This window comes from Candidatus Pelagibacter sp. PS_23 (assembly GCF_059417905.1).
In genome coordinates this window covers 71,558-94,726 of sequence record NZ_CM182071.1, presented here as the reverse complement: position 1 = coordinate 94,726, position 23,169 = coordinate 71,558, and the positions used below count along the sequence as shown (strand labels likewise).

The 23,169-nt window shown below is 29.5% G+C and carries 26 protein-coding genes; 16 read left to right on the top strand and 10 right to left on the bottom strand.

Annotation, left to right across the window (positions count from 1 at the left end):
* Positions 1 to 119: 119 nt before the first annotated feature.
* Together AC5SLY_RS00505 and kdsB are read right to left on the bottom strand one after the other, a co-directional pair.
* Entirely contained in the window at positions 120 to 950 is an 831-nt protein-coding gene (locus AC5SLY_RS00505; RefSeq protein ID WP_494598857.1) for a prephenate dehydratase, read from the bottom strand.
* 1 nt (position 951) lies between these two features.
* Complete coding sequence (gene kdsB, locus AC5SLY_RS00500) at positions 952 to 1,692, bottom strand: 3-deoxy-manno-octulosonate cytidylyltransferase (protein ID WP_494598856.1); 741 nt, start codon at positions 1,690 to 1,692, stop codon at positions 952 to 954.
* Between the two features lie 104 nt (positions 1,693 to 1,796).
* Here kdsB and AC5SLY_RS00495 point away from each other — a divergent pair, with 104 nt between their 5' ends.
* Complete coding sequence (locus AC5SLY_RS00495) at positions 1,797 to 2,336, top strand: c-type cytochrome (RefSeq protein WP_026362699.1); 540 nt, start codon at positions 1,797 to 1,799, stop codon at positions 2,334 to 2,336.
* Here AC5SLY_RS00495 and argF read toward each other — a convergent pair.
* The 3 genes from argF to AC5SLY_RS00480 are packed head-to-tail and all read right to left on the bottom strand — an operon-like array spanning position 2,328 to position 5,242.
* Positions 2,328 to 3,257 carry an ornithine carbamoyltransferase gene (gene argF, locus AC5SLY_RS00490; protein ID WP_271616505.1) on the bottom strand — a complete coding sequence of 310 codons (930 nt, stop codon included), beginning with the start codon at positions 3,255 to 3,257 and terminating at the stop codon, positions 2,328 to 2,330. The two genes, AC5SLY_RS00495 and argF, sit on opposite strands and share 9 nt — an antisense overlap.
* A gap of 2 nt (positions 3,258 to 3,259) precedes the next feature.
* The gene (locus tag AC5SLY_RS00485) at positions 3,260 to 4,426 is read right to left on the bottom strand and encodes an aspartate aminotransferase family protein (protein WP_018413799.1); all 1,167 of its coding nucleotides are present in this window, start codon (positions 4,424 to 4,426) and stop codon (positions 3,260 to 3,262) included.
* A gap of 3 nt (positions 4,427 to 4,429) precedes the next feature.
* On the bottom strand, positions 4,430 to 5,242 hold the full coding sequence (locus AC5SLY_RS00480) for an ABC transporter permease (protein WP_006997402.1): 813 nt from the start codon (positions 5,240 to 5,242) through the stop codon (positions 4,430 to 4,432).
* A gap of 123 nt (positions 5,243 to 5,365) precedes the next feature.
* Between AC5SLY_RS00480 and AC5SLY_RS00475 the strand changes: the two genes are divergently transcribed.
* Complete coding sequence (locus tag AC5SLY_RS00475) at positions 5,366 to 5,866, top strand: GcrA family cell cycle regulator (RefSeq protein WP_271615992.1); 501 nt, start codon at positions 5,366 to 5,368, stop codon at positions 5,864 to 5,866.
* 172 nt (positions 5,867 to 6,038) lie between these two features.
* On the opposite strand, the gene AC5SLY_RS00470 is transcribed toward AC5SLY_RS00475, so the two are convergent.
* Positions 6,039 to 7,007 (bottom strand): complex I NDUFA9 subunit family protein, encoded by a 969-nt coding sequence (locus AC5SLY_RS00470; RefSeq protein WP_271615993.1) that lies wholly within the window; start codon positions 7,005 to 7,007, stop codon positions 6,039 to 6,041.
* A gap of 16 nt (positions 7,008 to 7,023) precedes the next feature.
* Here AC5SLY_RS00470 and AC5SLY_RS00465 point away from each other — a divergent pair, with 16 nt between their 5' ends.
* From AC5SLY_RS00465 to AC5SLY_RS00400, 14 genes are read left to right on the top strand one after another with little or no spacing between them, the layout of a single operon-like run.
* Positions 7,024 to 7,635 (top strand): ribonuclease D, encoded by a 612-nt coding sequence (locus AC5SLY_RS00465; protein WP_278386961.1) that lies wholly within the window; start codon positions 7,024 to 7,026, stop codon positions 7,633 to 7,635.
* Entirely contained in the window at positions 7,636 to 8,607 is a 972-nt protein-coding gene (locus AC5SLY_RS00460; protein ID WP_271615995.1) for a KpsF/GutQ family sugar-phosphate isomerase, read from the top strand.
* A complete protein-coding gene (lptC, locus tag AC5SLY_RS00455) occupies positions 8,608 to 9,192 on the top strand; it encodes an LPS export ABC transporter periplasmic protein LptC (RefSeq protein ID WP_494598855.1) in 585 nt (194 codons plus the stop codon).
* A 1-nt stretch (position 9,193) separates the two neighbouring features.
* Positions 9,194 to 9,970, top strand: a complete 777-nt coding sequence (locus tag AC5SLY_RS00450) for an ATP-binding cassette domain-containing protein (protein WP_011281750.1) — start codon at positions 9,194 to 9,196, stop codon at positions 9,968 to 9,970.
* Between the two features lie 3 nt (positions 9,971 to 9,973).
* Positions 9,974 to 11,302 carry a 3-phosphoshikimate 1-carboxyvinyltransferase gene (gene aroA / locus AC5SLY_RS00445; protein WP_494598854.1) on the top strand — a complete coding sequence of 443 codons (1,329 nt, stop codon included), beginning with the start codon at positions 9,974 to 9,976 and terminating at the stop codon, positions 11,300 to 11,302.
* Positions 11,299 to 11,952, top strand: coding sequence for a (d)CMP kinase (locus AC5SLY_RS00440; RefSeq protein ID WP_020169046.1), 654 nt, complete (start codon positions 11,299 to 11,301; stop codon positions 11,950 to 11,952). Before aroA ends, AC5SLY_RS00440 begins: the two co-directional genes overlap by 4 nt.
* Positions 11,952 to 13,682, top strand: coding sequence for a S1 RNA-binding domain-containing protein (locus AC5SLY_RS00435; RefSeq protein WP_494598853.1), 1,731 nt, complete (start codon positions 11,952 to 11,954; stop codon positions 13,680 to 13,682). Before AC5SLY_RS00440 ends, AC5SLY_RS00435 begins: the two co-directional genes overlap by 1 nt.
* Before the next feature lie 3 nt (positions 13,683 to 13,685).
* Positions 13,686 to 13,976, top strand: a complete 291-nt coding sequence (locus AC5SLY_RS00430) for an HU family DNA-binding protein (protein ID WP_006997412.1) — start codon at positions 13,686 to 13,688, stop codon at positions 13,974 to 13,976.
* Positions 13,966 to 14,658 (top strand): orotidine-5'-phosphate decarboxylase, encoded by a 693-nt coding sequence (pyrF, locus tag AC5SLY_RS00425; RefSeq protein WP_494598852.1) that lies wholly within the window; start codon positions 13,966 to 13,968, stop codon positions 14,656 to 14,658. Before AC5SLY_RS00430 ends, pyrF begins: the two co-directional genes overlap by 11 nt.
* Positions 14,655 to 15,284 (top strand): phosphoribosylanthranilate isomerase, encoded by a 630-nt coding sequence (locus tag AC5SLY_RS00420; RefSeq protein ID WP_271485504.1) that lies wholly within the window; start codon positions 14,655 to 14,657, stop codon positions 15,282 to 15,284. Before pyrF ends, AC5SLY_RS00420 begins: the two co-directional genes overlap by 4 nt.
* A complete protein-coding gene (gene trpB / locus AC5SLY_RS00415) occupies positions 15,274 to 16,506 on the top strand; it encodes a tryptophan synthase subunit beta (RefSeq protein ID WP_494598851.1) in 1,233 nt (410 codons plus the stop codon). The genes AC5SLY_RS00420 and trpB overlap by 11 nt, the downstream gene beginning before the upstream one ends.
* A gap of 1 nt (position 16,507) precedes the next feature.
* Positions 16,508 to 17,305 carry a tryptophan synthase subunit alpha gene (gene trpA, locus AC5SLY_RS00410; protein ID WP_494598850.1) on the top strand — a complete coding sequence of 266 codons (798 nt, stop codon included), beginning with the start codon at positions 16,508 to 16,510 and terminating at the stop codon, positions 17,303 to 17,305.
* Entirely contained in the window at positions 17,302 to 18,231 is a 930-nt protein-coding gene (locus tag AC5SLY_RS00405) for an acetyl-CoA carboxylase carboxyltransferase subunit beta (RefSeq protein WP_006997417.1), read from the top strand. The genes trpA and AC5SLY_RS00405 overlap by 4 nt, the downstream gene beginning before the upstream one ends.
* Entirely contained in the window at positions 18,185 to 19,453 is a 1,269-nt protein-coding gene (locus AC5SLY_RS00400; RefSeq protein WP_494598849.1) for a bifunctional folylpolyglutamate synthase/dihydrofolate synthase, read from the top strand. Before AC5SLY_RS00405 ends, AC5SLY_RS00400 begins: the two co-directional genes overlap by 47 nt.
* Here AC5SLY_RS00400 and AC5SLY_RS00395 read toward each other — a convergent pair.
* The 4 genes from AC5SLY_RS00395 to AC5SLY_RS00380 form a co-directional block, all read right to left on the bottom strand.
* The gene (locus AC5SLY_RS00395; protein ID WP_494598848.1) at positions 19,450 to 19,767 is read right to left on the bottom strand and encodes a thioredoxin family protein; all 318 of its coding nucleotides are present in this window, start codon (positions 19,765 to 19,767) and stop codon (positions 19,450 to 19,452) included. The two genes, AC5SLY_RS00400 and AC5SLY_RS00395, sit on opposite strands and share 4 nt — an antisense overlap.
* 75 nt (positions 19,768 to 19,842) lie before the next feature.
* Positions 19,843 to 21,270, bottom strand: a complete 1,428-nt coding sequence (locus AC5SLY_RS00390) for an exonuclease domain-containing protein (RefSeq protein WP_006997420.1) — start codon at positions 21,268 to 21,270, stop codon at positions 19,843 to 19,845.
* 1 nt (position 21,271) lies between these two features.
* The gene (locus AC5SLY_RS00385) at positions 21,272 to 21,961 is read right to left on the bottom strand and encodes a hypothetical protein (RefSeq protein WP_027306781.1); all 690 of its coding nucleotides are present in this window, start codon (positions 21,959 to 21,961) and stop codon (positions 21,272 to 21,274) included.
* A 37-nt stretch (positions 21,962 to 21,998) separates the two neighbouring features.
* Positions 21,999 to 23,096 carry a DNA recombination protein RmuC gene (locus AC5SLY_RS00380; protein WP_494598847.1) on the bottom strand — a complete coding sequence of 366 codons (1,098 nt, stop codon included), beginning with the start codon at positions 23,094 to 23,096 and terminating at the stop codon, positions 21,999 to 22,001.
* Positions 23,097 to 23,169: the final 73 nt, after the last annotated feature.

Here is a 23,169-nt window from a genome sequence, read left to right as displayed (position 1 = left end):
AATAACTGTCTCTACGACTGCTTCCGTTAAGATCTGGTCGGGTTCAAGCAGTATCCACCTCTAGCCTCCAAAACTATTATAACAGTAATGTTTTCTATTCTACAAGAAAAGTTTCTAAGTTATTTTTCTCTAAACTTATCAGCCTCAAAAACACCTAGTACGTGAAAATCTTGGCAATGAAGTCCTAATTCTTCTAAAGACTTTTGTATTTTTGGATTGTCGATGTGTCCCTCTAAATCACATAAGAAAAAATATGACTCAAAGGAATTTTGCTCTGGATAGCTTTGAAGTTTTGTAAGGTTAACTCCATTGATCGCAAAACCACCTAATGATTGATAGAGAGCTGCAGGCTTGCTTTTTAGCTTAAATAGAAAAGAAGTTATGTATTTCTTATCACCAAAATCAGGCTGTAAAACTTCATTACCCATTACCAAAAACCTCGTAGCATTCCCTTTTTCATTCTCAATATTTTTTGAAAGTATTTTTAGATCATAAATTTCAGCACTTAAAGTAGAAGCAATTGCTGCTTCAGTTTTAATTTTAGTCTTTGAAATTGTCTCAGCCGAACCAGCAGTGTCAGCACGAATATGTTCAACTAAATTATTTTTTTTAATAAATTTAGAGCACTGTGACAAAGCTTGAGCGTGAGAATAAACATCTTTGATATCACTTAAATTGCTATCTGGCTGTCCTAATAAATTATGTTCAATTTTCTGAAAATGTTCCGCATAAATATTAAGTCTATACTTAAAAATAAGATATTCGATTCCAATATTTCCTGTAATTCGATTTGATTCTGGAATTACCATTCTCGAATTTTTATCTTGTGATGTTTTTAAAAAACATTCATCAAATGTCTTACATGGAATTATTTCTACTTTAGGATCTATTTCTAGTGCTGCTAAATGTGAATAAGCACCGAATGTTCCTTGAAAATAAATTTTGGTCATTTTAGGATTTATATTCCATAATTTTTTTTATAGCTAGATAATCTTCTTTTGTATCTACACCAATGGGAGAAAAGTTTGCCAAAGCAACATTGATTTTCAGATTATTATCTAATGCTCTTAACTGTTCTAATCTATTTTTTTTTTCTTTTAATGTTTGGTCTAGACTAACAAATTTTTTTAATGTACTTGCTTTATACGAATAGATTCCAATATGATGATAAGTATTTTGATCATTTCTTGAAAAACCATCTCTAGTAAAATTTAATGCTATTGGAAAATTATTCTTTTCTAATTTTGTTTCTGTAATAACCTTAACTATATTTTGATCAATTAACATTTTATCATTTTTAATTTCTGCTGCTAGCGTTCCAATTCCAGAATTACTATTAATCATAAAGTTATTTAAATTTATAATATCATTTTTATCGATATTTGGTTCATCCCCTTGCAGGTTTAATATAAAATCAATGTCTTTAATATTAAGCTTTTCGTAAGCCTCAAAAATTCTATCTGTGCCGGTTTTGTGAGTGTTACTCGTCAAAACAGCTCTACCACCATTTTTTTCAACATCATCGAGTATTTCTTGATCTTCGGTTGCTACTACTACCTCGCCAATATTTGTTTCTTCTGCCTTTTTAAAAACATGAGAAATTATTGATAAATTATTAATTGTTAAAAGTGGTTTACCTGGCAATCTACTTGCTGACATTCTTGATGGAATTAATATTAATGTTTTAGCCATTATAAATTTACCAATTTATGCGTCTAACAGACGCAAAATTAAAAAATTAAAAATTAAGTATTTTTTTAATTATCATGTTATATCTGCAAAATAATAAAATTTATATGGATTCGTTCGAGCTTAATAAAATTATTGCTGCTATTTTAATGGTTGCGCTTCTTGTAATTGGTTTAGGAAAAGTTGCTGATGGTGTCTTTCATGTAAATAAACCAGAAAATCCAGGGTATCAAGTTGAAGTTGAAGGACAACCAGCTTCCACAATATCCCAAGTTGCTGAAGTTGAGCAAAAAGTAGACATTGCCGCTATAATGGCTCTAGGCGATGTAACTTCAGGTGAGAAAATTTTTAAAAAATGTGCAGCATGTCACTCTATTGAAAAAGGTGGTCCAAATAAAATTGGTCCTGCTCTTTATAACGTAGTAGGCAGTAAAGTAGGTGCTGTAGAAGACTACAAATATTCTAAAACTTTAGCCTCATATGGTAAAGACTGGACTTTTGAAGAACTTAATGGTTTTTTAACTAAACCTAGCTCATATTTGAAAGGAACAAAAATGTCTTACGCTGGCTTGAGAAAAGAAGCAGATAGAGCCTCGATTATTAAGTACCTAAATCAAAATAGTGATAGCCCTAAACAGCTACCTTAATTTACCAAAACAATATAATAAAATACTTTTTTGAACGTGCACTCTATTTAGAGCCTGCAGCCATACTTCAGAGTTTTTTCCCAAAAAAACATCTGTCGTAACTTCTTCTCCCCTTGGAAGACAGTGTAAAAAAGTTGTATCTTTTTTAGCAAAACTCATCAATTTTGAATTAATTTGAAAGTTTCTAAAATCTTTAATTTTTTTATTTTTATTAACTTTATCGTTCAATGAAATTACTTTATCTGAAAAAATTACATCAGCATTTTTAACTGCTTTTTTAGCATCATTAAAGATATGAATTTTTCTTTTATTTTTTTTTACCCAATCTAATACAAATTTTTTAGGCCCATAATTCTTGGGACAGCCAATATTTAAGTTGAATGAAAATTTAACTGAAGCAGCAATCAAACTATTTAGAACATTATTAGAATCTCCAATCCAGCAAATATTTAATTTGGAAATAGATTTTTTTTTAATCTCTTCAACTGTGAAAATATCTGATAGCACTTGTGTTGGATGAGACGATGGACTTAAACCATTTATTACTGGTATCTTTAAGTATCTGCTAAATTCTTCTATTTTTTTATCACTATCAGTTCTCAGCATAAAACCATCCCCATAAGTTGATAAGATTTTAGCAGTATCTGCTAGACTTTCGCCACCTTTTCCTAGGTGTAATTCATTAGCTCTAAGTGTTATAGTTCCTCCACCTAGTTGTTTTATTGCAAGGTAAAAACTTAATCGCGTTCTCAAACTTGCCTTTTCAAACATTTGAATGAGTAACTTGCCTTTTAAAGGTTTATCTTTATCAACTTCTAGAGTGTTATAATTTTTTCTTTTTTGTTTTCTATTCTTTGCATCAATGATGATTTTTTTAAGGTCTGCTGAAGGTATATCTTTAAGGTTGATGAAATGTTTCATATTTATTTATAAGTAGAACACACTTTTTTAATAATATTTATTGCTATATCTATCTCTTCTTTTTTAACATTAAGAGGAGGTAATATTCTAATAACATTTTCAGCCGCTCTAATTGTTAATAATTTATTATCCATTAGTTTCTGTATAAATTTTGTTTGATCATCATGAAGTTGTAATCCGATTAATAAACCAACGCCTCTTACTTCTTTAATTATTTTAGGAAACTTTTTTCTTAATTTATTTAATTCTGAATAAAAGTATTTTGATAATTTTTTAACATTTGAAAGAAATCCTTTTTTTAATATTTGATCTAAAACAGCATTTCCAACAGACATAGCTAGTGGGTTGCCACCAAATGTTGACCCATGAGTTCCAGCTGTCATTCCTGATGCTACCTTTTTATTCATTAAAACTGCACCTAACGGAAATCCACCTCCAATACCTTTTGCTATTGGGACAATATCAGGCTTAATTTTAGAATTTTCAAATGCAAAAAAATTTCCACTCCTTCCAATTCCACACTGAACTTCATCTAAAATTAATAAAATTTTTCTCTTATCACAAATCTTTCTTAATTCTTTTAAACACCAATTGGGTATAACTTTAATTCCTCCTTCTCCCATCACAGTTTCAACCATAATAGCAGCCGTTTTTTTTGTTATTTTTTTTTTAAAATCTTTATGATTTCCAAATTCAAAATGGTCAAATCCATCAACTTTTGGTCCAAAGCCCTCAGTCATCTTCTTTGATCCACTAGCATAAATTGTAGCTAATGTTCTTCCATGAAATGAATTTTTAACACACAGAATTCTATTTTTTGAAGGTTGTCCTATCGAATAAAAATATCTTCTAGCAACTTTAATTGCAGCCTCTGTGGCTTCTGCTCCACTATTTTGGAAAATAATAAAATCTGCAAAAGTTTTTTTTGCCAATCTTTTAGCCAATTTTTCTCCCTCTGGAATGATAAATGCATTAGAAACATGCCAAAGTTTTTTAGATTGTTTGTTAACTGCTTTTATTAAATATGGGTTTGCATGCCCCAAGGAATTTACTGCTATTCCCTGAACAAAGTCTAAATATTTTTTTCCATTAGTAGAATATAAAAAACTTCCTTTGCCATATTTAAAGGAAATTTTTCTTCTATTATAATTTTTTGCTAAAGCGCTCATTAACTAAGATTTAATTTTATAACCTTTTTTGTAAAGAAGAAAAGCAACATACCACATAACAATACTTAATATGGTTAGATAGATTAGGCCTATTGTTATTGGTCCATCTGATTTTCCTAAGAAGCCATATCTAAACCCATCGATCATATAAAAGAATGGATTTATGTGACTAATATTTTGAAATAATTCTGGCAGTTTATCTATAGAATAAAATACACCTGATAAAAAACTTAATGGAGTTATTATAAAATTTGTTACAGTTGCTGTATGATCAAATTTTTCAGCCCAAAGGCCAGTTATAAAACCAAGACTTCCAAGAATAAATGCACTTAAAAAACCAAAGACAAAAATATAAAAAATATTATAAATTGTGATATCAACTATTAATGAAAAGACAGCTATTGAAATTATAGCTATTAAAAAACTTCTTGTTAAGGCAGCCAATATTATTGCCATTGATACTTCAAGGGCTGATAATGGTGCATAGAGCATGTCAACAATATTTCCTTGAATTTTTCCTATCATTAGTGAAGAAACAGAGTGACTAAATGATTGTGTTAAGATGCTCATCGCAATTAAACCAGGAGCTAAAAAATTTATAAAAGAATAGCCAAGCACATCTCCTCTATTATTGCCTAAAGCTAGGGACAAAACTGATAAAAATAATAAACTTGAAACAAGTGGAGATAGCAAAGTTTGCTGCCAAACTGCCATGAACCTGTTGCACTCTTTAAGCCATAGGCTTTTAAAGCCAATCCAATTTACAAAGCCAAACTTTTTAACTCCGATATGATATTTTTTATCCAATTCAACCATAAGTAATCATATATAAATTTTAAAAAAAGATGTGTATAAAACAGAAAAATCCATTGTCTTTTTTTTATTCTTGTGTGATCTGTATATAGTTATAAAATTTAATTAACATACTAAATATAGAATATGAGCTGGAACGAAGAAAAAGTAGAAAAGTTAAAAGAACTTTGGGGCAAAGGAAGCACTGCAAGCCAAATAGCTGAAATAATCGGTGGTATTAGTAGAAATGCAGTAATTGGTAAAGCTCATAGATTAAATTTATCATCAAAAATTAAAACTAGAAATACATCTTCAAGCCAAAATTTTGATAATAGTTCAGAAGAAAATTCTTCTAAGCAAAAAAGAGGCCGAAAAAGTAAGTTTCAATCCCTAATTATTGAAAAAGACTTTGAACCAGAAAATCCTAAGAAATTAGAGGAACTAGACGAGAGCTCTTGTAAATGGCCTATAGGTCACCCTGAAGAACAATCATTTTATTTTTGTGGACGATCGTCTTTAAAAGATTTTTCATATTGCAAACTTCATTTACTATATGCCTATCAGCCAAAAGGAAGAAAAGAAGAGCCTGTAGCTGATAAAGATGAAGAGACACCTCAGTATATTGATAAAAAAATTAATACTGCTTAATAATTTTTTAATTTAATTAATCTTAATTTTTTATTTCTTATTCTTTCCATTAAACCCTCTAATCAGAGATTTTATGATTAGATAAATTAGGTAAGAGAAAATTGAGAATATTAAAAAATAAATAATATTAATTATCATAAATAATCATACAATTTTAGTATAGGAAATTCTATTAAGAATTAGCAGGGTTATATTTTTTTGTAGAAAATTGCCCACCTTCTCTCCACATATAGCAATATTTTTCTACTTCATTATCAAATACTCTTGTACTTGGAACCCCAATATCAGCATTAGTTTGATATTTACCTGAAGGAACATTGTCATATTTTAAAAGCGTAAGCTGATCTATTGTTAGGAGTGGTTTTGGAAATAATTGAAAAAATTTAGCAGATATAGTTGCTACAAAAAGAGGTAATGGTACTAATAATCTTTTTTTATCTATTAAATGTAATAATTTTTTTAAAATTTCTTTTAAGGATAAGATGTCAGGCCCAACACACTCTATAATTTTCGAGTAAATATTTTTAGAGACAACATGATAAATGGTATCAGTCAAATCCGAACAATGTATTGGAGCAAATTTAGTTGATCCATTATAATAAAGAGGGAAAAATGGAAGTCTACTGAGTAAAGTCATAAAAGACGTAGTAAAATTATCATCAACTGAATAAACTACAGAAGGCCTTAATATTGTTGCTAAAGGAAAATTTTTTTGAATATTAAGTTCACCATCTAATTTACTGTTTGCATACTCTGAGTCTGGTGCATTATTTATCCCTAATGCTGACAAATGAATAAATTGCTGAACTTTATATTCTTTACAAAGTTTAGATAAAATAGAAGGAAAAATAGAGTGAATATTTTTGAAAGTATCGCCCTTGCCACTTTCATATAAAATACCAATTAAATTTATACAAATATCAGTTTGGGAGAAAAGCTTTCTAATTTTTTTTTCATCAAAGATATTAGCTTCAACAATGTCTATGTAACCTGCATTAGCTTGAGTTTTTATTGCATATCCTTTTTGATGAAGGTTTCTAGTAACCACAGTTACTTTATAATTATTTTTAGTAAGCTTTCTTATTAAATGACGACCTATTTGACCACTACCGCCAAAAATTAGACAATTTTTTGCTTTCATATATATATAATTAAAAATGAATATTGATATTAAACTTCACAAGAGTGATCTACCAGAAGATTTAGATTTAGGCAATATTATAGCGGTTGATGGAGAGTTTATGGGTCTCAATGTTAAACGTGATCCTTTATGTCTTATTCAAATATCAACTGGTAATTCTGATGCTCATATTATCCAGCTTGATAGGGAAAAATATGATACTCCAAACTTAAATAAAGTTCTTTCAGACGAATCAATCACCAAAATATTTCACTATGGTAGGGCGGACATGGCTCACATTAAGCATTACCTGAAAACAGAAACTAATAATATTCTTGATACAAAAATAGCTTCAAAATTAGCTAGATCCTATTCTGATAGTCACTCCCTAAAAACATTAATTAAAGAATTTATGAACGTAGATGTAAGTAAACAATTTCAAAGTTCAGACTTTGGAGGAGAGCTATCTCCAGCACAATTAAAATATTGTGCTAATGATGTTATTTATTTGCATAAAATTCATGAAGAATTAAATAAAATTCTAGTAAGAGAAAAGCGAATTGATTTATATAAGAGCTGTTTAGCATTTTTAAAAACTAGAGTTGATCTTGATTTGGCTTTATTTAAAGACGATATATGGTCTCATTAAATGAAAAAAAGAAATTATAAAAAAATTGCAAAGAGTGTAATTGATCTTGAAATCAAAGCTTTAAAAAAACTAAAAAATTCAATTAATAATTCTTTTAGTGAAGCGGTAGAATCGTTGGCAAACTGTCAATCAAAAGTGATACTATGTGGGGTAGGCAAAAGTGGATTAATAGCAGCAAAAATTTCAGCAACACTTTCCTCTGTTGGCACACCTTCATTTTCACTATCTGCAAATGACTGTTCTCATGGTGATCTTGGTAGTATTTCAAAAAAAGATATTTTAATTTTGATAAGTTATTCTGGTTCCACAGAAGAGTTAAAAAATATTATTAAATATGCAAATCGAAATAAAATCACTCTAATAGGAATAATGTCTAAAAAAAATTCGATATTATACAAAGCGTCTGATATCAAAATACTCATTCCAGAAGTAACTGAGGCAGGTCTTGGTATCGTTCCAACTTCAAGCACAATTAATCAATTGAGCATAGGTGATGCGTTGGCAGTAGCAGTTTTAAATAAAAAAAATATTAATAAAAAAGATTTTAAAAAATTTCATCCCTCTGGAAATCTTGGCGCACAACTTAGAACTGTTGAAGAATTAATGATCACAGGAAACAAAATTCCATTCGTAAATGAAAGCTTAAATATGAAAAAAGCTTTACAAATTATTTCAAATAAAAAACTTGGTACTTTAATTGTTCAAAATAATAAGAAAATCACTACAGGAATAATTACTGATGGCCAAATTAGAAGAGTTAATGCAATGAGCAATAATCTCCAAGATCTATCTGTCAAAAAAGTTATGACCAAAAACCCTATAAGCATCAATCTAGACACTCTTGCTGAAAAAGCTTTATCTATAATGAATGCAAAGAAAATCACCTCCCTATGTATTCATAAAGATAAGAACAAAAAAAAGACTGTTGGTATTCTACATATTCACAACATACTTCAGTCAAACATTCACTAAATGAACAAAAAGACAGGCCTACAAGTTGTAATGGTTCTTATTATTATACTTATTTCATTATGGTTTTATTTAAAATATTTCACTAAGAATTTTGAAGATGTAAAGGAGACTCAAGTTAGAGAAAAAATTGATGAAAATCAAAATAGCAACTCAACCTATATTGATGATATTAATTATGTTTCTACTGATGCTAAAGGTAATAAATATCAGATCACTGCAAAAAAAGCTGAAATTAAAATTGAAAATCCTGATTTAATGTTTCTAAGCGACGTTGTAGCTTTTATTTTAATAAAAGATTCAGACACAGTTAAAATTACTTCTAATTTTGGCAAATATAATTCAAAAAATTATGATACTATTTTTTCTGAAAATGTAATAGTTATTTACCCAGGACATAAGATATCTGGAGAATACTTGGATTTTTCCTTTTTAAGTAATCTTGGCACATTTACTGAAAATGTCGTTTATACTGGAGAAAAAACAAATTTATATGCTGATAAAATTGAAATGAATCTTACTACTAAAGACACTAAAATTTTTATGAATGATACTGGAAAAAAAGTATTAATCGAAGGAACTAAGTAATATGGGTGTAATAAAAAAATTTAGAATTAAATCTTTTAAAAACCCTCAGCCCTTTATCTCTCTAGAAAATATATCATTATCATTTGGTAAGAGAAAAATTTTAGACAATGTAAGCTTTAAGATTAATCATGGACAAATTCTAGGAATGTTAGGACCAAATGGAGTTGGAAAATCAACAATTTTTAATTTAATCACAGGTTTAATTAAACCTGACTTTGGTAAAATTAAATTTGAAGGGATTGATGTTGTTGATTACCCAATTTATTTGAGAACAACAAAATTTAGAATTGGGTATGTTCCTCAATATGGTGGTTATTTTAGTGATCTTACTTTATTAGAAAATTTAAAAGCAATAGCAGAAATCGTAATCGACGATAAAAATTTAATTCATCATAAGATTGATATGCTTATAGCTAAATTTGAATTAGACGCTATCAGGGATATAAAAGCAAAGTTTCTATCTGGTGGACAAAAAAAGAAGCTAGTAATTGCTCTTGCCTTATTAAGTGACCCAAAGGTGCTTTTACTTGATGAGTGTTTCGCAGCACTAGATGTTCTTACTATTAAGATGCTACAGGAAATCATTGTTAATTTACAAACAGAAAGTAATATAACTATTTGTATTTGTGATCACCAAGCGCGAGATCTTCTTTCTTGTGTAGATGTAGCAGTCATTTTATCAAACTGTAAGATTGTAGCGCAAGGATCTCCAAATGAGTTGATTAATAACACTGAGGCCAAAAATGCTTATTTCGGTGACTCTTTTAAATTTAATTAAAGCATGTCAAAAACACTCATAATTAAGGATAAAATAAAAAAATTTAATAAACAAATAAGAGTTAGTGGAGACAAGAGTTTAAGCATAAGATGGGTTCTTTTAGCTTCTCAAGCAATTGGAAAATCAAAAGGTTACAACCTTTTAATGTCAGAAGATGTATTAGCTGCAATTGATAGCATCAAAAAACTTGGCATAAAAGTGCGGATACAAAAAAATTACTGTGAAATAGTAGGCAATGGGATTAATGGCTTTAAATACAATAAAAATTTAACAATTGATGCTAAAAATTCTGGAACACTTGGTAGATTAATTCTAGGTCTTTTAATTAAATCTACAAAAAAAATAAAGATAATTGGTGACAAAAGTTTATCTAAAAGAGATTTTTCAAGAGTAACCACACCTCTAAGAAAATTCGGGGTTAAATTTTCTTATAAAATAAAGAATAAACTACCTTTAACAATTCTTGGCACACAATCAGCAAAAGGTATTAAATATTTTGAGAACAAAGGTTCAGCTCAATGCAAAAGTAGCGTAATGCTTGCAGCACTAAATGCATCAGGAACAACCTCTATTAAAGCAAAGAAATCAAGAAATCACACAGAATTACTTTTTAAATATTTAAAAATTCCAATCAAGGTAAGAGAGACTAAAAAGTTTGATTTTATAGATATTAAAAAACCAAAAAAAATTAATGCCTTCAATTATCAAATTCCAGGAGACATAAGTTCCAGTGCTTTTTTTATGGTACTAACAACGCTTGCTGATAATTCAAAACTTTTAATTAAGAATGTAAATATCAATCCTTCTAGAATGGGAATTATTACAATCTTAAAAAAGATGGGAGCCAAAATAATAGTTAAAAACCAAAAAAATTATAGAGGAGAAAAAATTTCTGATATTTTAATAAAAAGTTCAAAAAAACTTAAAGCTATTAATTGTCCAGCAGAATTAAATAGTAGTGCCATTGATGAATTTTTGGTTATTTTTTTAATTGCAGCAAAAGCAAAAGGTATTTCTTATTTTAAAGACCTTTCAGAACTTAACCAAAAAGAAAGTCCAAGATTAATTTGGGGTTCTAAAATTTTAAATATGATGGGTATAAAAACAGATTTAACAAACGATTCTATTAAGATTTATGGACAACCTGATTTAGAAATAAAAAAACTAATAACTGTTAAAAACTATCTAAAGGATCACAGAGTTTTTATGATGAGCACAATTGCTGCTTTAACCTTTGGCGGAAAATGGAAAATTTACGATAAAGATTCTATCAACACTTCCTTTCCATCTTTTTTGAAGATAATTAAAAATATAAACCATTCATCACTATGAAACTTAAAAAAAAAATTAAAATCGCTATAGACTCACCTGCTGCTGCTGGTGCTGGCACTCAAGCAAAATTAATTTCTAAACATTTTAACTTATTTTATTTAGATACAGGAAAAATTTATAGATTAATTGCAAATATTAAACTTACTCAACCAAATAAGTATAGTCATAGTTTAATAAAAAAAAAGATGCTCAAATTAACTATGAAAGATTTGCAAAATAAAAAATTATTATCGGATGAAGTTGGAACAATGGCATCAATTATATCAAAAGATAAAAAAATAAGAAAACTTGTTCATGCATTTCAAATTAAAAGCGCTTATCATCCTCCCAAAAAGTATAATGGATCTTGTTTAGATGGAAGAGACATAACTTATAAGATAATTCCTGATGCTGATTTTAAATTTTTCATAACAGCAAATACTAAGACTAGAGCTTTAAGAAGGTATAAAGAGTTAAAAGGACTAAATAAGAAAATATCTTTTAATGAAGTCCTAAAAAGTATCAAAAACCGTGACAAAAGTGACTATAATAGAAAAGTTTCACCTCTTATGAGAACTCGAGATTCGGTCTTGATTAATACCACGAATTTAACTAAAAGATCATGCTTTTTAAAAATTAAACAAATTATGGATAGAAAACTCAAAGCTTAATGGAAATTTATAAAGACCTTTCAAACCCTGCCTCTAAAAAATTCGAACAATTACTAAATTCACAGTTTACTAAAACAGCAAATCTTGAAGAAGGAAAAATTATTACTGGTGTAGTAAACAAAGTTACTGATAACTTTGTATTTCTTGAAGTACCTGGTTTAAAATCAGAACCTATCTTAGATATTAATGAATTAAAAAGCATGGGTATGCTTGATAAAGCAAAAGTGGGTGAAAAAATTTCTGTTCTTCTTGAGAGATTAGAAGATAAAAAAGGTGAAGTACTAGTATCAGCTTCAAAAGCCCAAAAAATTCAAGGTTGGGACAAACTTGTTGAAGCGTATGAAAAAAATGAACCTATCATGGGTAAAATTACTGGACGTGTTAAAGGTGGATGTATAGTTGAGCACATCGATACTGGTTCTTTAATGTTTTTACCTGGATCTCAAATTTCAGATAAACCATTAAAAGATATTAGTCATTTAATGAATGAGCCTCAAAAATTTGCTCTAATAAAATTAGATAAAGTTAGAGGGAACGCATGTGTTTCTAGAAGAGAAATAATCTCATCATTTAAAAAAGAAGATAAAATTAAAATTGTCGAAAAATTCAAAGTTGGAGATATAATTAAAGGTGCTGAAGTAAAAGGCTATAGTTCATTTGGTTGTTTTTTTAGTGTTAATGGTGAGCTTGATGTTTTAGTTCACTTACAAGAAATTTCTTATTCAAGAGTTAATCATCCTGATGAAGTTTTTACAATTGGTGAGAAACATGACCTTAAAGTAATCAGTGTTGATCTTGAAAAGCTTCAGGTTGGTTGTTCAGTAAAACAGCTTACACCAGACCCTTTTGAAAACATTTCAAATTACGAACTAAACAAAATCTATAAAGTAAAAGTCGTTAAGCTTATGGACTTTGGAGCTTTTTGTGAGCTTGAAAAAGGATTATCAACTTTATTGCACTCAAGTGAATTAAGTTGGACTAAAAAAAATATTTCTGCAAAAAAAATGTTTAAAGTTGGAGATGAAATTGATTGTGTAATCACTGAAATTGATAAAGAAAAAAGAAGAGTGGCAATATCTCACCGTTTAACAACTGATAACCCTTTTGAAACATTTGAAAAAACTTACCAAATTGGATCTGAGGTTGAGGGTGAAGTTGCAAGTAAAAATGAATATTCTATTTTCTTAAAAGTTGATGGCTTAGATATTGATGCTTTCTTGCATTGTAATGATTTAACTTACCTAAATAATGGTGAAGAAGAATTAGCAAAATATAAAATTGGCGATAAATTAAAAGTTAAAGTGTTAGAAGTAAAAGCAGCAGAACAAAAAGTTAGAGTTGGCTTACGTCAAACTCAACCAGACCCTTTTGATTGGTTTAATGATAAAAAAGTTAAACAAACTATCACTGTTAAGATTATTTCAACTGACAACAAAGGTCTTGTTGTAAGACCTGAGGGCTGTGAAATGGACTTCATTATTAAAAAATCTGCAATAGCTATAAACGCAGCTGACGCAAGACCTGCTAGATTTACTGGTGGAGAAAGAATTGACTGTGCTATTCAAGAGTTAGATATAGATAAAAGAAAAGCAACATTAAGTATTAAACTTTTAGAAGAAATTGAACGTAAAGTTGCACTAGATACTTATGGTTCTGAAGCAAGTGGTAAAAACTTACCTTTCTCATCATTATCTGATGATTTAGAGAAAAAGAAAAAAGAAGACGAATAAAAATTGGCTATTGTAAAATCAAAGCTTCTAAAACAACTCGCTAATAACTACCCAAATTTTTTAAAAAAAGACCTAGAAAAGTTTACTGATATTATTCTTACTGAAATAAAGCAGGCCCTTAAACGAGGAGATCGTGTTGAATTAAGAGGTTTTGGAATGTTCTCTACTAATATTCAAAAAGCAAGAATATCAAGAAATCCCAAAACGGGAGAGAAAGTGAATACGCCTGAAAAAAAAACAATTCACTTTAAAATGTCTAAGGAAATGTTTAAAAAATTAAACAATGATGAATAAAAATATCTTTGTTGCTTGTGATACATCAAGCTTAAAAGAAATAAAAAAAATAATTAGCGATACGAAAACTAATAAACTTCAAATAATTCCAAAATTTGGCTTACAGTTTTTTTATTCAAAAAGTGGAAGAGTTTTTCTTCAAAATTTTAAGAAAGATTATTTCTTAGATTTGAAAATAAATGATATTCCACAAACGGCTTTATCTGCAATGGATAGTTTAAAAGATTTAAAGAAATGTAAATATATTACAGTTCATGTAAGTGGTGGTCTTGAAATGCTTAAAGCTATTACAAAAAAAGCTAAATCAATTAACAAAAATTTAAAAGTAATAGGAGTTACAATTTTAACAAGCCTTAACAAAAAATCTCTTAAAGAAATTGGTCACACCAAGACCGTAGAGCAGCTAGTATTAAAACAAGCTGGTCTTATAAAAAAATCAGGTGCAGCTGGAATTGTGTGTTCTGCACAAGAGGCAAAAATAGTTAGGAAAAAATATAAAAATTTATTTATTATTACACCAGGAATAAGGCTACCTGGAGATGATGCAAATGATCAATCTAGAGTAATGACTCCAAATGATGCTTTTAAAAATAAAGTTTCTGGTATTGTAATGGGAAGGTCATTAATAAAGGGTAATATCAAAAACAACATTAAAAGATTAATTAATCACTTAAATCAATGATCCAACCCTGCAAGATTTGTGGGATCTCCGACTCTAAAACTTTAGAATTTTTAACTTCCCATCCTACCCCACCTAAGATGATAGGGTTTATTTGTAATTGGCCTAAATCAAAAAGATTTGTTGAACACGACAAGCTTAAAAAGCTATTAAAAGTTGATAAAAAAAAATCAGAATATGTTGCTGTATTAGTTAAACCTAATGAAGATATATTAGAAAAAATAAAGGATTTACCATTCGATTATTATCAACTTTATGATTGTACACCTACTGAAGTTAAATCAGTTAAAGAAAAATATAATAAAAAAATTATTGTTGCAATAACTGTAAAAGATCAAAATGATACAGTTAAATATTTAGAATATAATGAACTTGCAGATATAATATTATTCGACAGTAAAGGTTATGAAAAAAGCATGTCCTTTGATCATCAATTGATTAAAAATATTAAAATTAATAAAGAATTGATGCTTGCTGGGAATATTCAAATTGAAGATAACCTTGAAAATTATAAAGAAATAGCAGACATTATAGATATTTCTGGAGGTCTAGAAACATCTGGATTAAAAGATATTTCAAAAATAAATATTTTTTTAAATAAAATTAAATTAATTAACAATGAAACTTAAAAAAAAGATTCCTTTAATCGATCAGCACAACAAAAATGGATTTTGGGGTGGTAAATTTGGTGGTAATTTTATACCTGAAACTTTAAAAAAGCCTATTGAAGATTTAACTGAAATTTTTGAAAAACTTAGATACGATAAGAAATTTCTTAAAGAAAGAGACTATTATTTCAAGAATTATATAGGCTCTCCTACTTCATTTGTTAAACTTCAAAACCTATCAGATCACTTAAGTGGAGCTCAAATATATGCCAAAATGGTGTCAGAGGCGAACGGAGGAGCTCATAAAATTTATAATGCAACAGTTCATTGCCTTATTGCTAAAAAAGCAGGGAAAAAATATGTCGTTGGTGATACGGGCGCAGGTTATGCTGGAAAGATGCTGAGTATGGCAGCTAAAAAATTTGGCCTTAAATGCAAAATATTCATGGGTGCAAAGGATATTAAAAGACAAAAGCCTAATGTAGATGCAATGAAAAAGAATGGTGCAGAAGTTGTACCCGTTTATTCAGGAAGCCAAACATTAGTAGATGCTGTCAGTGAATGCATGCGTTATTGGGTTTCAAATTGTGATAACACCCATATGTGTGTTGGATCAACAGTAGGCCCTAATATATTTGTTAAAATTTGTGGCTGGAGTACAGCTCAAATTTCAAGAGAATTGAAAGTTCAAATTCAGTCAGAATTTAAAAAGATGCCTAAAAAAATTAAACTCATTAATTGTGTTGGAGGTGGAAGTTCAGCTTATGGGTTTTGGAGTGAGTTTATTGATTATGACAAAAAACAGATTGAATTAATTGGTGTTGAAGCTGGTGGACCAAAAAATTCAAAACTACATGCAGCACCTCTAACTAATGGAGCTAAACTTGGGATATTGCATGGAGCTGCAGCTTATGTTTGTCAAAATAGTGAAGGACAAATTAACGATACCGCTTCTATTTCTGCTGGATTAGATTATCCTGGGGTATCCCCTATTCACTGCTTCTTAAAAGATACTAAAAGAGCAAGATATACATCTGCAACTGATGAGGCGGCTTTAAATGCATACAAACTAGTTACAAAACTTGAAAAAATAAACCCAAGTCTTGAACCTAGTCATGCTTTTGCTGAAGCTATAAAAATTGCTCCAAAATTAAACAAAGATACTATCATTATTGTTAATTCTTGTGGTGATGCCAAAAAGGATCGTGATATTTTAAAAGAAAGATTGGGAAAAATTAACTAAGATGTCAATAATCAACTTAGCATTTAAAAAAGTAAAAACTGAAAAGAGACCTGCATTACTAACTTACACGGTAGCTGGAGATAGTACTAAAAAGAAGTCTCTTGAGATATTAAAATCAATTGCAAAATATGCTGACATTTGCGAAATAGGATTTCCTCATAACACTCCAATTGCAGATGGTGGACAGATTCAATCAAGCGCTTATAGAGCTTTGAAAAATGGTATCAAAATTAAAGATGTTTTTTCAATAGTTAAAAATTTTAAAAAATCAAAACAATCAAAACCCGTAATATTGATGGGTTATTATAATATGATTTATCAATATGGAGATAATAACTTTATAAATATTTGTAAAAAAGTAGGAGTAGATGGATTAATTGTTGTTGACCTTCCTTATCCAGAAAATAAAGAATTTGCAAAAAAATGTAAGAAAAAAGATATTAGTTTTATTCAATTAGTATCTCCTACTACGTCTCTGGACAGAATGAAAAAAATTATAAGAGACTCACATGATATGGTCTATTATATCAGTATGCTCTCAACAACTGGTGGCAAGCTAAAGGTTTCGCCTAAAAAAATTTTAGAGCGTTACGGTAAAATTAAAAAACTTAACAAGAATAAGAATATTGTAATAGGCTTTGGGATCACTGAAAAAACCATAGCATCTTTAAGAAAGGCTGATGGATTAGTGGTTGGCAGTGCTTTATGTAAAGAAATATCAAATTCTATTAAAAAACGCCAAAATCCTGTCACAAATGTAACTAATATTGTGTTAAAGTTAAGAAAAAAAATAGCATGAATTGGATTAAAAAAACTTTAAGATTTGGTGAAAAGATTAAAACCATCATTAAAGCACGTGCAACCAAAACAGAGATAGCTAATAGTGACTGGACCTCATGTTGTAAGGGGCCAATCTTAAAAAAAGATTTAGAAGAAAACTTATGGGTTTGCCCATCTTGTAACAAACACCACAGAATAAACCCACGTCAGAGATTTGACATTATATTTGGCAAAAATAATTATGAAGTTCTAAAAACTCCAATTCCTCAAGATGACCCTTTAAATTGGAATGATGCAAAACCTTATAAAGATAGATTAAAAGCTGCTAGAAAAAAAACTGGCATGGATTGTGGAATGATGGTTGTTAATACTAATATTCTAAATTTAAAAATCACAGCAATTGCATCTGATTTTGATTTTGTAGGTGGCTCAATTGGTGCTGCAGAAGGTGAAGCTTTTTTATACGGAATTCAACATGCAATAGAAAATGAACAACCTTTTGTAGTGTTTACTTCTGGTGGCGGAATGAGAATGATGGAAAGTCTTATATCTTTAAGTCAAATGACAAGGACGACACTTGCAATTAATGAACTAAAGAAAAATAATTTACCCTATATTGTTGTTCTAACTGATCCAACTGCTGGTGGTATTACAGCGTCATATGCAATGTTAGGTGATCTGCACTTAGCAGAACCAGGAGCTCTTATAGCTTTTGCAGGAGCAAGAGTAATTCAAGGCACTGTAAGAGAAGAGTTACCAGAAGGCTTTCAAAGAAGTGAGTATGTAGAAAAAACTGGCTTTGTAGATTTAATTGTAGAGAGAAAAGACTTAAGAGAAAAAATTGGATCATTATTATCAATATTGTTAAAGAAAAATTCTGCTATAAATTCATCAGAAAATGAAACTTCAGAAGATAGTAGAGCGCTTACAAAAGCTGCATCCTAAAGAGATTGATCTAAGTCTAGATCGAACTAAAAATCTTTTAGAAAAATTAGGCAATCCTCAAGATCAAATTAGTTGTATTTCTATTGTTGGCACGAACGGAAAATTTTCAACTATCCAGGCACTTTATGCAATTTTAAAAGAGGCTGATTATAAATGTAATATTTATACCAGTCCTCACATTCAAAAAATTAATGAGAGATTTGTCTTTAACAATAAGCCTCTAACAGATGATGAATTAGCCAATCTTTTTTCTGAAGTAGAAGAAGCGAATAATCAAACACAAATCACTTTCTTTGAAATTTTAACTGTTGCTTATTTTCATTATGCAAAGAAATACCCTGAAAACATTAACTTAATTGAGTCAGGTCTATTTCATAGATTTGATGCAACCAATATTTTAAAAAAAAACTTAGCTACTATTGTAACAGCTATTGGTCTGGATCACTTAGACTGGCTTCCAAAAGAAGAGCAAACAGTTGAAAAAATAATATTTGAGAAAACATCCACTTTGTTAAACTCTAAAATAGTAGTTGCAAAACAAAGCTCAAATGAAATTAACAAAAGTATTGAGGATACAATTAAAGATAACTCTTCTAAAAAAATAATCTTTAATAAAAACTATAATTTTACCTTAAAAGAAAATAATTTTTTTTATTTTGAAGATGAATTTGGTTCTCTTAAACTTCGAAAACCCAATTTGCCTGGAGAATTTCAATTAGAAAATGTCTCTACAGCAATTGCAACTGTTAGACAATTAGCAGACTATAAAATAACTGATGAACATATTAAGAGTGGTATTACTAAAATAGAAAGTATCGCACGACTACAAGAGTTAAAATCTGGAAAATTAAAAGATTTAACTAGTAATAATTTATTATTTGTTGATGGATCTCATAACCCACTTGGCGCAAAGGTATTAAATGAATATCTTCAAAGTCTAAATTGTAACAAACATATTATTTTAGGAATGATGGCTAACAAAGACCACAATGAATATATGAGTTACTTTAAAGATATTAAATCTTTAACAACAATTGACATTCCAAATCAACCCAATGCTATTAAGGGAAGTGAACTTAAAGAGAAAATTAAAAATTTTGAAAATATTAATTATAAAGATTCTATTGAGGAAGCAATTGGCTCAATTGATCTTCAAGAAAATGATATTATTTTAATTACAGGGTCTTTGTATCTTGCGGGAGAAGTTTTAAACTTAAACTAGATATTCTTATCTAGAAATTCTTTCATTTGACTCTCAGCAACTCCACCAACTTTTCTGTCTACTTCAATACCTTTTTTGTAAACAATAACAGTTGGTACACCTCTTACACCAGCAGCTGAACCTGTGTTAATTCCACCATTTTCTATGTCGGCATAATAAAAGTTTGCTTTATCTTTGTAGCTATCTGAAAACTTATCCATGATGGGTTTAAGGCTCTTGCAAGGAGCACACCATTCTGCAGAAAATTGAACTACAGAGATATCTTCATTCTTAATTTTTGTTTCAAATTCTTCGTCTTTAAAATCAATAAGCATATTTCATATATAAATTCTTATTAGATTTATTCAATATGTAAAAAAGGATTTTTTTAGTTAATTAACAGAGACTTATTATGCTTGTTCGTATTTTTTTTGAATACCTTCAACGAACTCATTAATTTCGTCTAAAAACTTGAGCTTTTTCTCATCTTTTTCGTTGGTATATCTATCTCTTAAATTATCACACTCAAAATAAAACTCTTTGCATGTCCACCATTTTTCTTTTTCATCACTTAATATTCTTTCGGCTATTCCACGTTTAATGGTCTTAAACATATCAGGAGGAAGTGTCTCAGGTGATTCTTGATATATTATTTTTTTTCCAAAGCTTACCATTCTCTCGTCTTCAAATTTATCTAATAATATTAATTTATCTTTCCAAGAAGCTGCATGCCATTTTGGAAATAAAGCTGTATCTTTTTGAGGAGTAAATTTTTTATAAATTGTCTCTTCTGCCAGTAAATCAACTTGTGAATCGAATTGTGCTTTTTCTTCAGCTGTTTCTCGTAATGCGGTTAAAACATTTTGAGAAAATCTCTCATTACTGTTTACTAATTTTGCACGCTCTTTAATTAGATCAGGATCAAGATTGCTATATGGTTCAACTTGTAGTCCATAACTTGCGTCTAGAATTATAGGAGCTTTATTTGATCGTATAGTTCTTAAAAACTTTAATTTTTTAATAGCACTTTTAAGTTCAGAAATTGACATATCAAATAATGGGATCGGATCAATTTTAAGATCAAAAGCTTGGCCCCATTGATAGATTGGGTGAATACAATGTTTTGGGTGAAGTGGTGCAACTACAAATCTATAATTTTTACCAAAATGATATTCTGCTAATGTAAACATTTTTTCAGTTTTAAATATCGTCTCAGTATCACTCTTATTTGCTGTTCTTAAAAATGTATCCCAAGTCTGAGGTTGATTTTTTTTAATTAATCCTAAAACTTTAACAGTTAGTTCTGCATCAAATAAAGCTGAGTGAGCTCCACTTGATTCAAAGCCATTCATTCTAGCTAACGATTCTAGTTTCATGACCGCATTACCTTTTGCATTTGTTTCAGTTTTTATAACACTCTCATCAACTGCATGGGCACCTCTTGCAATGTTTAAACCATCATGTCTTTTGTTCGGGGTTGCATTGGTGATATAAGGATATCTAATTCCTCTAAAGAATTCGTTTCTTATCATCTCATCATCAAAGCCAATGTTTGACCAACCCATGAATATTGCTGGGCTCCATTTTTTAAATGTTGCTTCTAACTGAGATAACATTTGGTAATGACTTAAATTTCCTTTAGTTAATAAATCAACACTAGTTTTGTTAACTATCAAAGCCATTGCTTGAGGAACCTCTCCTTCTGGTAATCTACATCTAAAATTAAAACGATCTAATTCTTTAAAATTAGGGTCAACTAAAATACCACCTACTTCAATAATACTTCCCCATGAAGTATTGGCACTACTTGACTCAATGTCCCATATTGCTAAATTCATATTAGTTCATATTCCGTTGATGATAGTATTGTTCTACTTTTTCTAAAAACTTGTTTTGGTATTCTTCTAGTTTTTCACCTTGAATTCTAAAGTCTTGGAATAAATTATCTACAGTGCAAAGTAAAACAATTCCTTGGGTTATTTTTGAATTATGGACAACGTTATGAGCTAATGAATATGCCCCTAATTGAAGATAATAGTCCTCAATCCACTCTTCTTTTTTTGGTTTATTGGATTGTTTAAAATCAATGATAGTTTCTTGCCCTTCATACACACCGACTGCATCACATGTACCTGCGTATTTTCCAGGATAATACAATGTTGCTTCAGTACCATAAATTTCTGACAATTTTCCTTTAATACCTTGTTCGATAATTTCGTCTGCCATTTTTTTAGATTTGCTAGCCTCTTCTTCTAATAGCTCTAAATTTAATTGACCTAATAAATATTTTTCTAAATGAGAATGCATTGATGTGCCTCTGCTTGAAGCATCATTTTTAATTCTATTTGCTTCAGCAGCTCCCACTCTTGCCTTCCAATTTGCAAGGGATGCTTTTTTTTCTTCACTTTGTGTTGCTTGTAATATGGAAGTTACTGAAGGAAGCTTTTCTTGATTTACAGCATACATCCTTGAACCACTCACCATTGATCTCATAGATTTTGGATAAGTAAATTTATTATTCCACTGCATATAGTTTGTTATAAGCGGTATTGAAGAAAAAAAGAAATTAATTTTTTGCTTGTTTTGAATGGTCAACAAATTTTTCTACATTTTCTGTTTGAACGGCTTTATCAACTCGTTCAGGATCTTTAATATTTTCTAGGCTTCTGCTAATCGATCTTGCATCTGTTCCAAACTTATCAACAACAATCATTGCTTCTTCTAATTTTTTTCTAAGAGCAACTATATTTTCAAAATGTTTTCCAAATCTTGAGCTAATTGTTTTTAGATGATCGTAGATTTCTGTTGCACCTTTTTGAACTTTTAAAGATTGAAAGCCCATGTGTAATGATTGCAAATAAGCAGAAAGAGTATTTGGACCACAGATTACAACTTTATGTTTTTTCATTAATTCTTGAGTCAATAATTCTTTAGTAGTTGGATCTTGGTATTCAGTTAATTCTTTATATAAACTTTCAGTTGGCGCATAAACTATTGCAAAATCTGTAGTTTTTGGTGGAACAATATATTTTTCATTAACACTTTTAGCTTTTGCTTTAAATGCAGTAGCTAATTTTGCTCTTGCATCTGCAACAGCTCTTTTGTCATCCGCGTCATAACCATCGGTAATTGCTTTAAATTTTTCTACTGGGAAATGACTATCCACTGGAACTAGAACATCTCCTTGAAGCTTAATTGCAAATTCAACATTTTCGCTTGTGTCCTCTTTCATCTTAACGTTAGTCATGAATTGACTGGCAGGTAGCAAATCTCTTATTAAAGCATCCAAACTGAATTCTGCCAAAACACCATATTTTTTAACTCCAGCTAAAATTTTTGTTATACCTTCTTGGCTTTTATTTAATAACTCTACTTGGTTATTGAAGTTTCCTACTTTTTCATCAACTTTTGTTAAGGCCTCTGTCATATCTTTAGTTACCCCAGTTGATAGGTTGTTAAATGAAGTCGACATTGAACCAAGTGAAGTATTAATAGTAGTATTTAAAGTATCTTTTAATGAAGTAATTTCTGTCTTTAAATTGGCCATCTCTTCGGCTTCCTTATTTTCACTATCATCTTTTGGCTTAGACCTTAAGTTTAGATAAAGGATTGCTAAAGCAACTCCTAATAACAAGACTAATACGGTTAATAAAATTATGTCCATGATTCTAGGAGATATTTTATAGTAAAAATTTGATTTATATATGTAATTATTTAAAACTATCTCTATGGAATTA

Excerpts from the sequence above, each read along its gene's own strand:
- AC5SLY_RS00505 (WP_494598857.1), bottom strand. The coding sequence starts at position 950 with ATGACCAAAATTTATTTTCAAGGAACATTCGGTGCTTATTCACATTTA.
- kdsB (WP_494598856.1), bottom strand. The coding sequence starts at position 1,692 with ATGGCTAAAACATTAATATTAATTCCATCAAGAATGTCAGCAAGTAGA.
- AC5SLY_RS00495 (WP_026362699.1), top strand. The coding sequence starts at position 1,797 with ATGGATTCGTTCGAGCTTAATAAAATTATTGCTGCTATTTTAATGGTT.
- argF (WP_271616505.1), bottom strand. The coding sequence starts at position 3,257 with ATGAAACATTTCATCAACCTTAAAGATATACCTTCAGCAGACCTTAAA.
- AC5SLY_RS00485 (WP_018413799.1), bottom strand. The coding sequence starts at position 4,426 with ATGAGCGCTTTAGCAAAAAATTATAATAGAAGAAAAATTTCCTTTAAA.
- AC5SLY_RS00480 (WP_006997402.1), bottom strand. The coding sequence starts at position 5,242 with ATGGTTGAATTGGATAAAAAATATCATATCGGAGTTAAAAAGTTTGGC.
- AC5SLY_RS00475 (WP_271615992.1), top strand. The coding sequence starts at position 5,366 with ATGAGCTGGAACGAAGAAAAAGTAGAAAAGTTAAAAGAACTTTGGGGC.
- AC5SLY_RS00470 (WP_271615993.1), bottom strand. The coding sequence starts at position 7,007 with ATGAAAGCAAAAAATTGTCTAATTTTTGGCGGTAGTGGTCAAATAGGT.
- AC5SLY_RS00465 (WP_278386961.1), top strand. The coding sequence starts at position 7,024 with ATGAATATTGATATTAAACTTCACAAGAGTGATCTACCAGAAGATTTA.
- AC5SLY_RS00460 (WP_271615995.1), top strand. The coding sequence starts at position 7,636 with ATGAAAAAAAGAAATTATAAAAAAATTGCAAAGAGTGTAATTGATCTT.
- lptC (WP_494598855.1), top strand. The coding sequence starts at position 8,608 with ATGAACAAAAAGACAGGCCTACAAGTTGTAATGGTTCTTATTATTATA.
- AC5SLY_RS00450 (WP_011281750.1), top strand. The coding sequence starts at position 9,194 with ATGGGTGTAATAAAAAAATTTAGAATTAAATCTTTTAAAAACCCTCAG.
- aroA (WP_494598854.1), top strand. The coding sequence starts at position 9,974 with ATGTCAAAAACACTCATAATTAAGGATAAAATAAAAAAATTTAATAAA.
- AC5SLY_RS00440 (WP_020169046.1), top strand. The coding sequence starts at position 11,299 with ATGAAACTTAAAAAAAAAATTAAAATCGCTATAGACTCACCTGCTGCT.
- AC5SLY_RS00435 (WP_494598853.1), top strand. The coding sequence starts at position 11,952 with ATGGAAATTTATAAAGACCTTTCAAACCCTGCCTCTAAAAAATTCGAA.
- pyrF (WP_494598852.1), top strand. The coding sequence starts at position 13,966 with ATGATGAATAAAAATATCTTTGTTGCTTGTGATACATCAAGCTTAAAA.
- AC5SLY_RS00420 (WP_271485504.1), top strand. The coding sequence starts at position 14,655 with ATGATCCAACCCTGCAAGATTTGTGGGATCTCCGACTCTAAAACTTTA.
- trpB (WP_494598851.1), top strand. The coding sequence starts at position 15,274 with ATGAAACTTAAAAAAAAGATTCCTTTAATCGATCAGCACAACAAAAAT.
- trpA (WP_494598850.1), top strand. The coding sequence starts at position 16,508 with ATGTCAATAATCAACTTAGCATTTAAAAAAGTAAAAACTGAAAAGAGA.
- AC5SLY_RS00405 (WP_006997417.1), top strand. The coding sequence starts at position 17,302 with ATGAATTGGATTAAAAAAACTTTAAGATTTGGTGAAAAGATTAAAACC.
- AC5SLY_RS00400 (WP_494598849.1), top strand. The coding sequence starts at position 18,185 with ATGAAACTTCAGAAGATAGTAGAGCGCTTACAAAAGCTGCATCCTAAA.
- AC5SLY_RS00395 (WP_494598848.1), bottom strand. The coding sequence starts at position 19,767 with ATGCTTATTGATTTTAAAGACGAAGAATTTGAAACAAAAATTAAGAAT.
- AC5SLY_RS00390 (WP_006997420.1), bottom strand. The coding sequence starts at position 21,270 with ATGAATTTAGCAATATGGGACATTGAGTCAAGTAGTGCCAATACTTCA.
- AC5SLY_RS00385 (WP_027306781.1), bottom strand. The coding sequence starts at position 21,961 with ATGCAGTGGAATAATAAATTTACTTATCCAAAATCTATGAGATCAATG.
- AC5SLY_RS00380 (WP_494598847.1), bottom strand. The coding sequence starts at position 23,096 with ATGGACATAATTTTATTAACCGTATTAGTCTTGTTATTAGGAGTTGCT.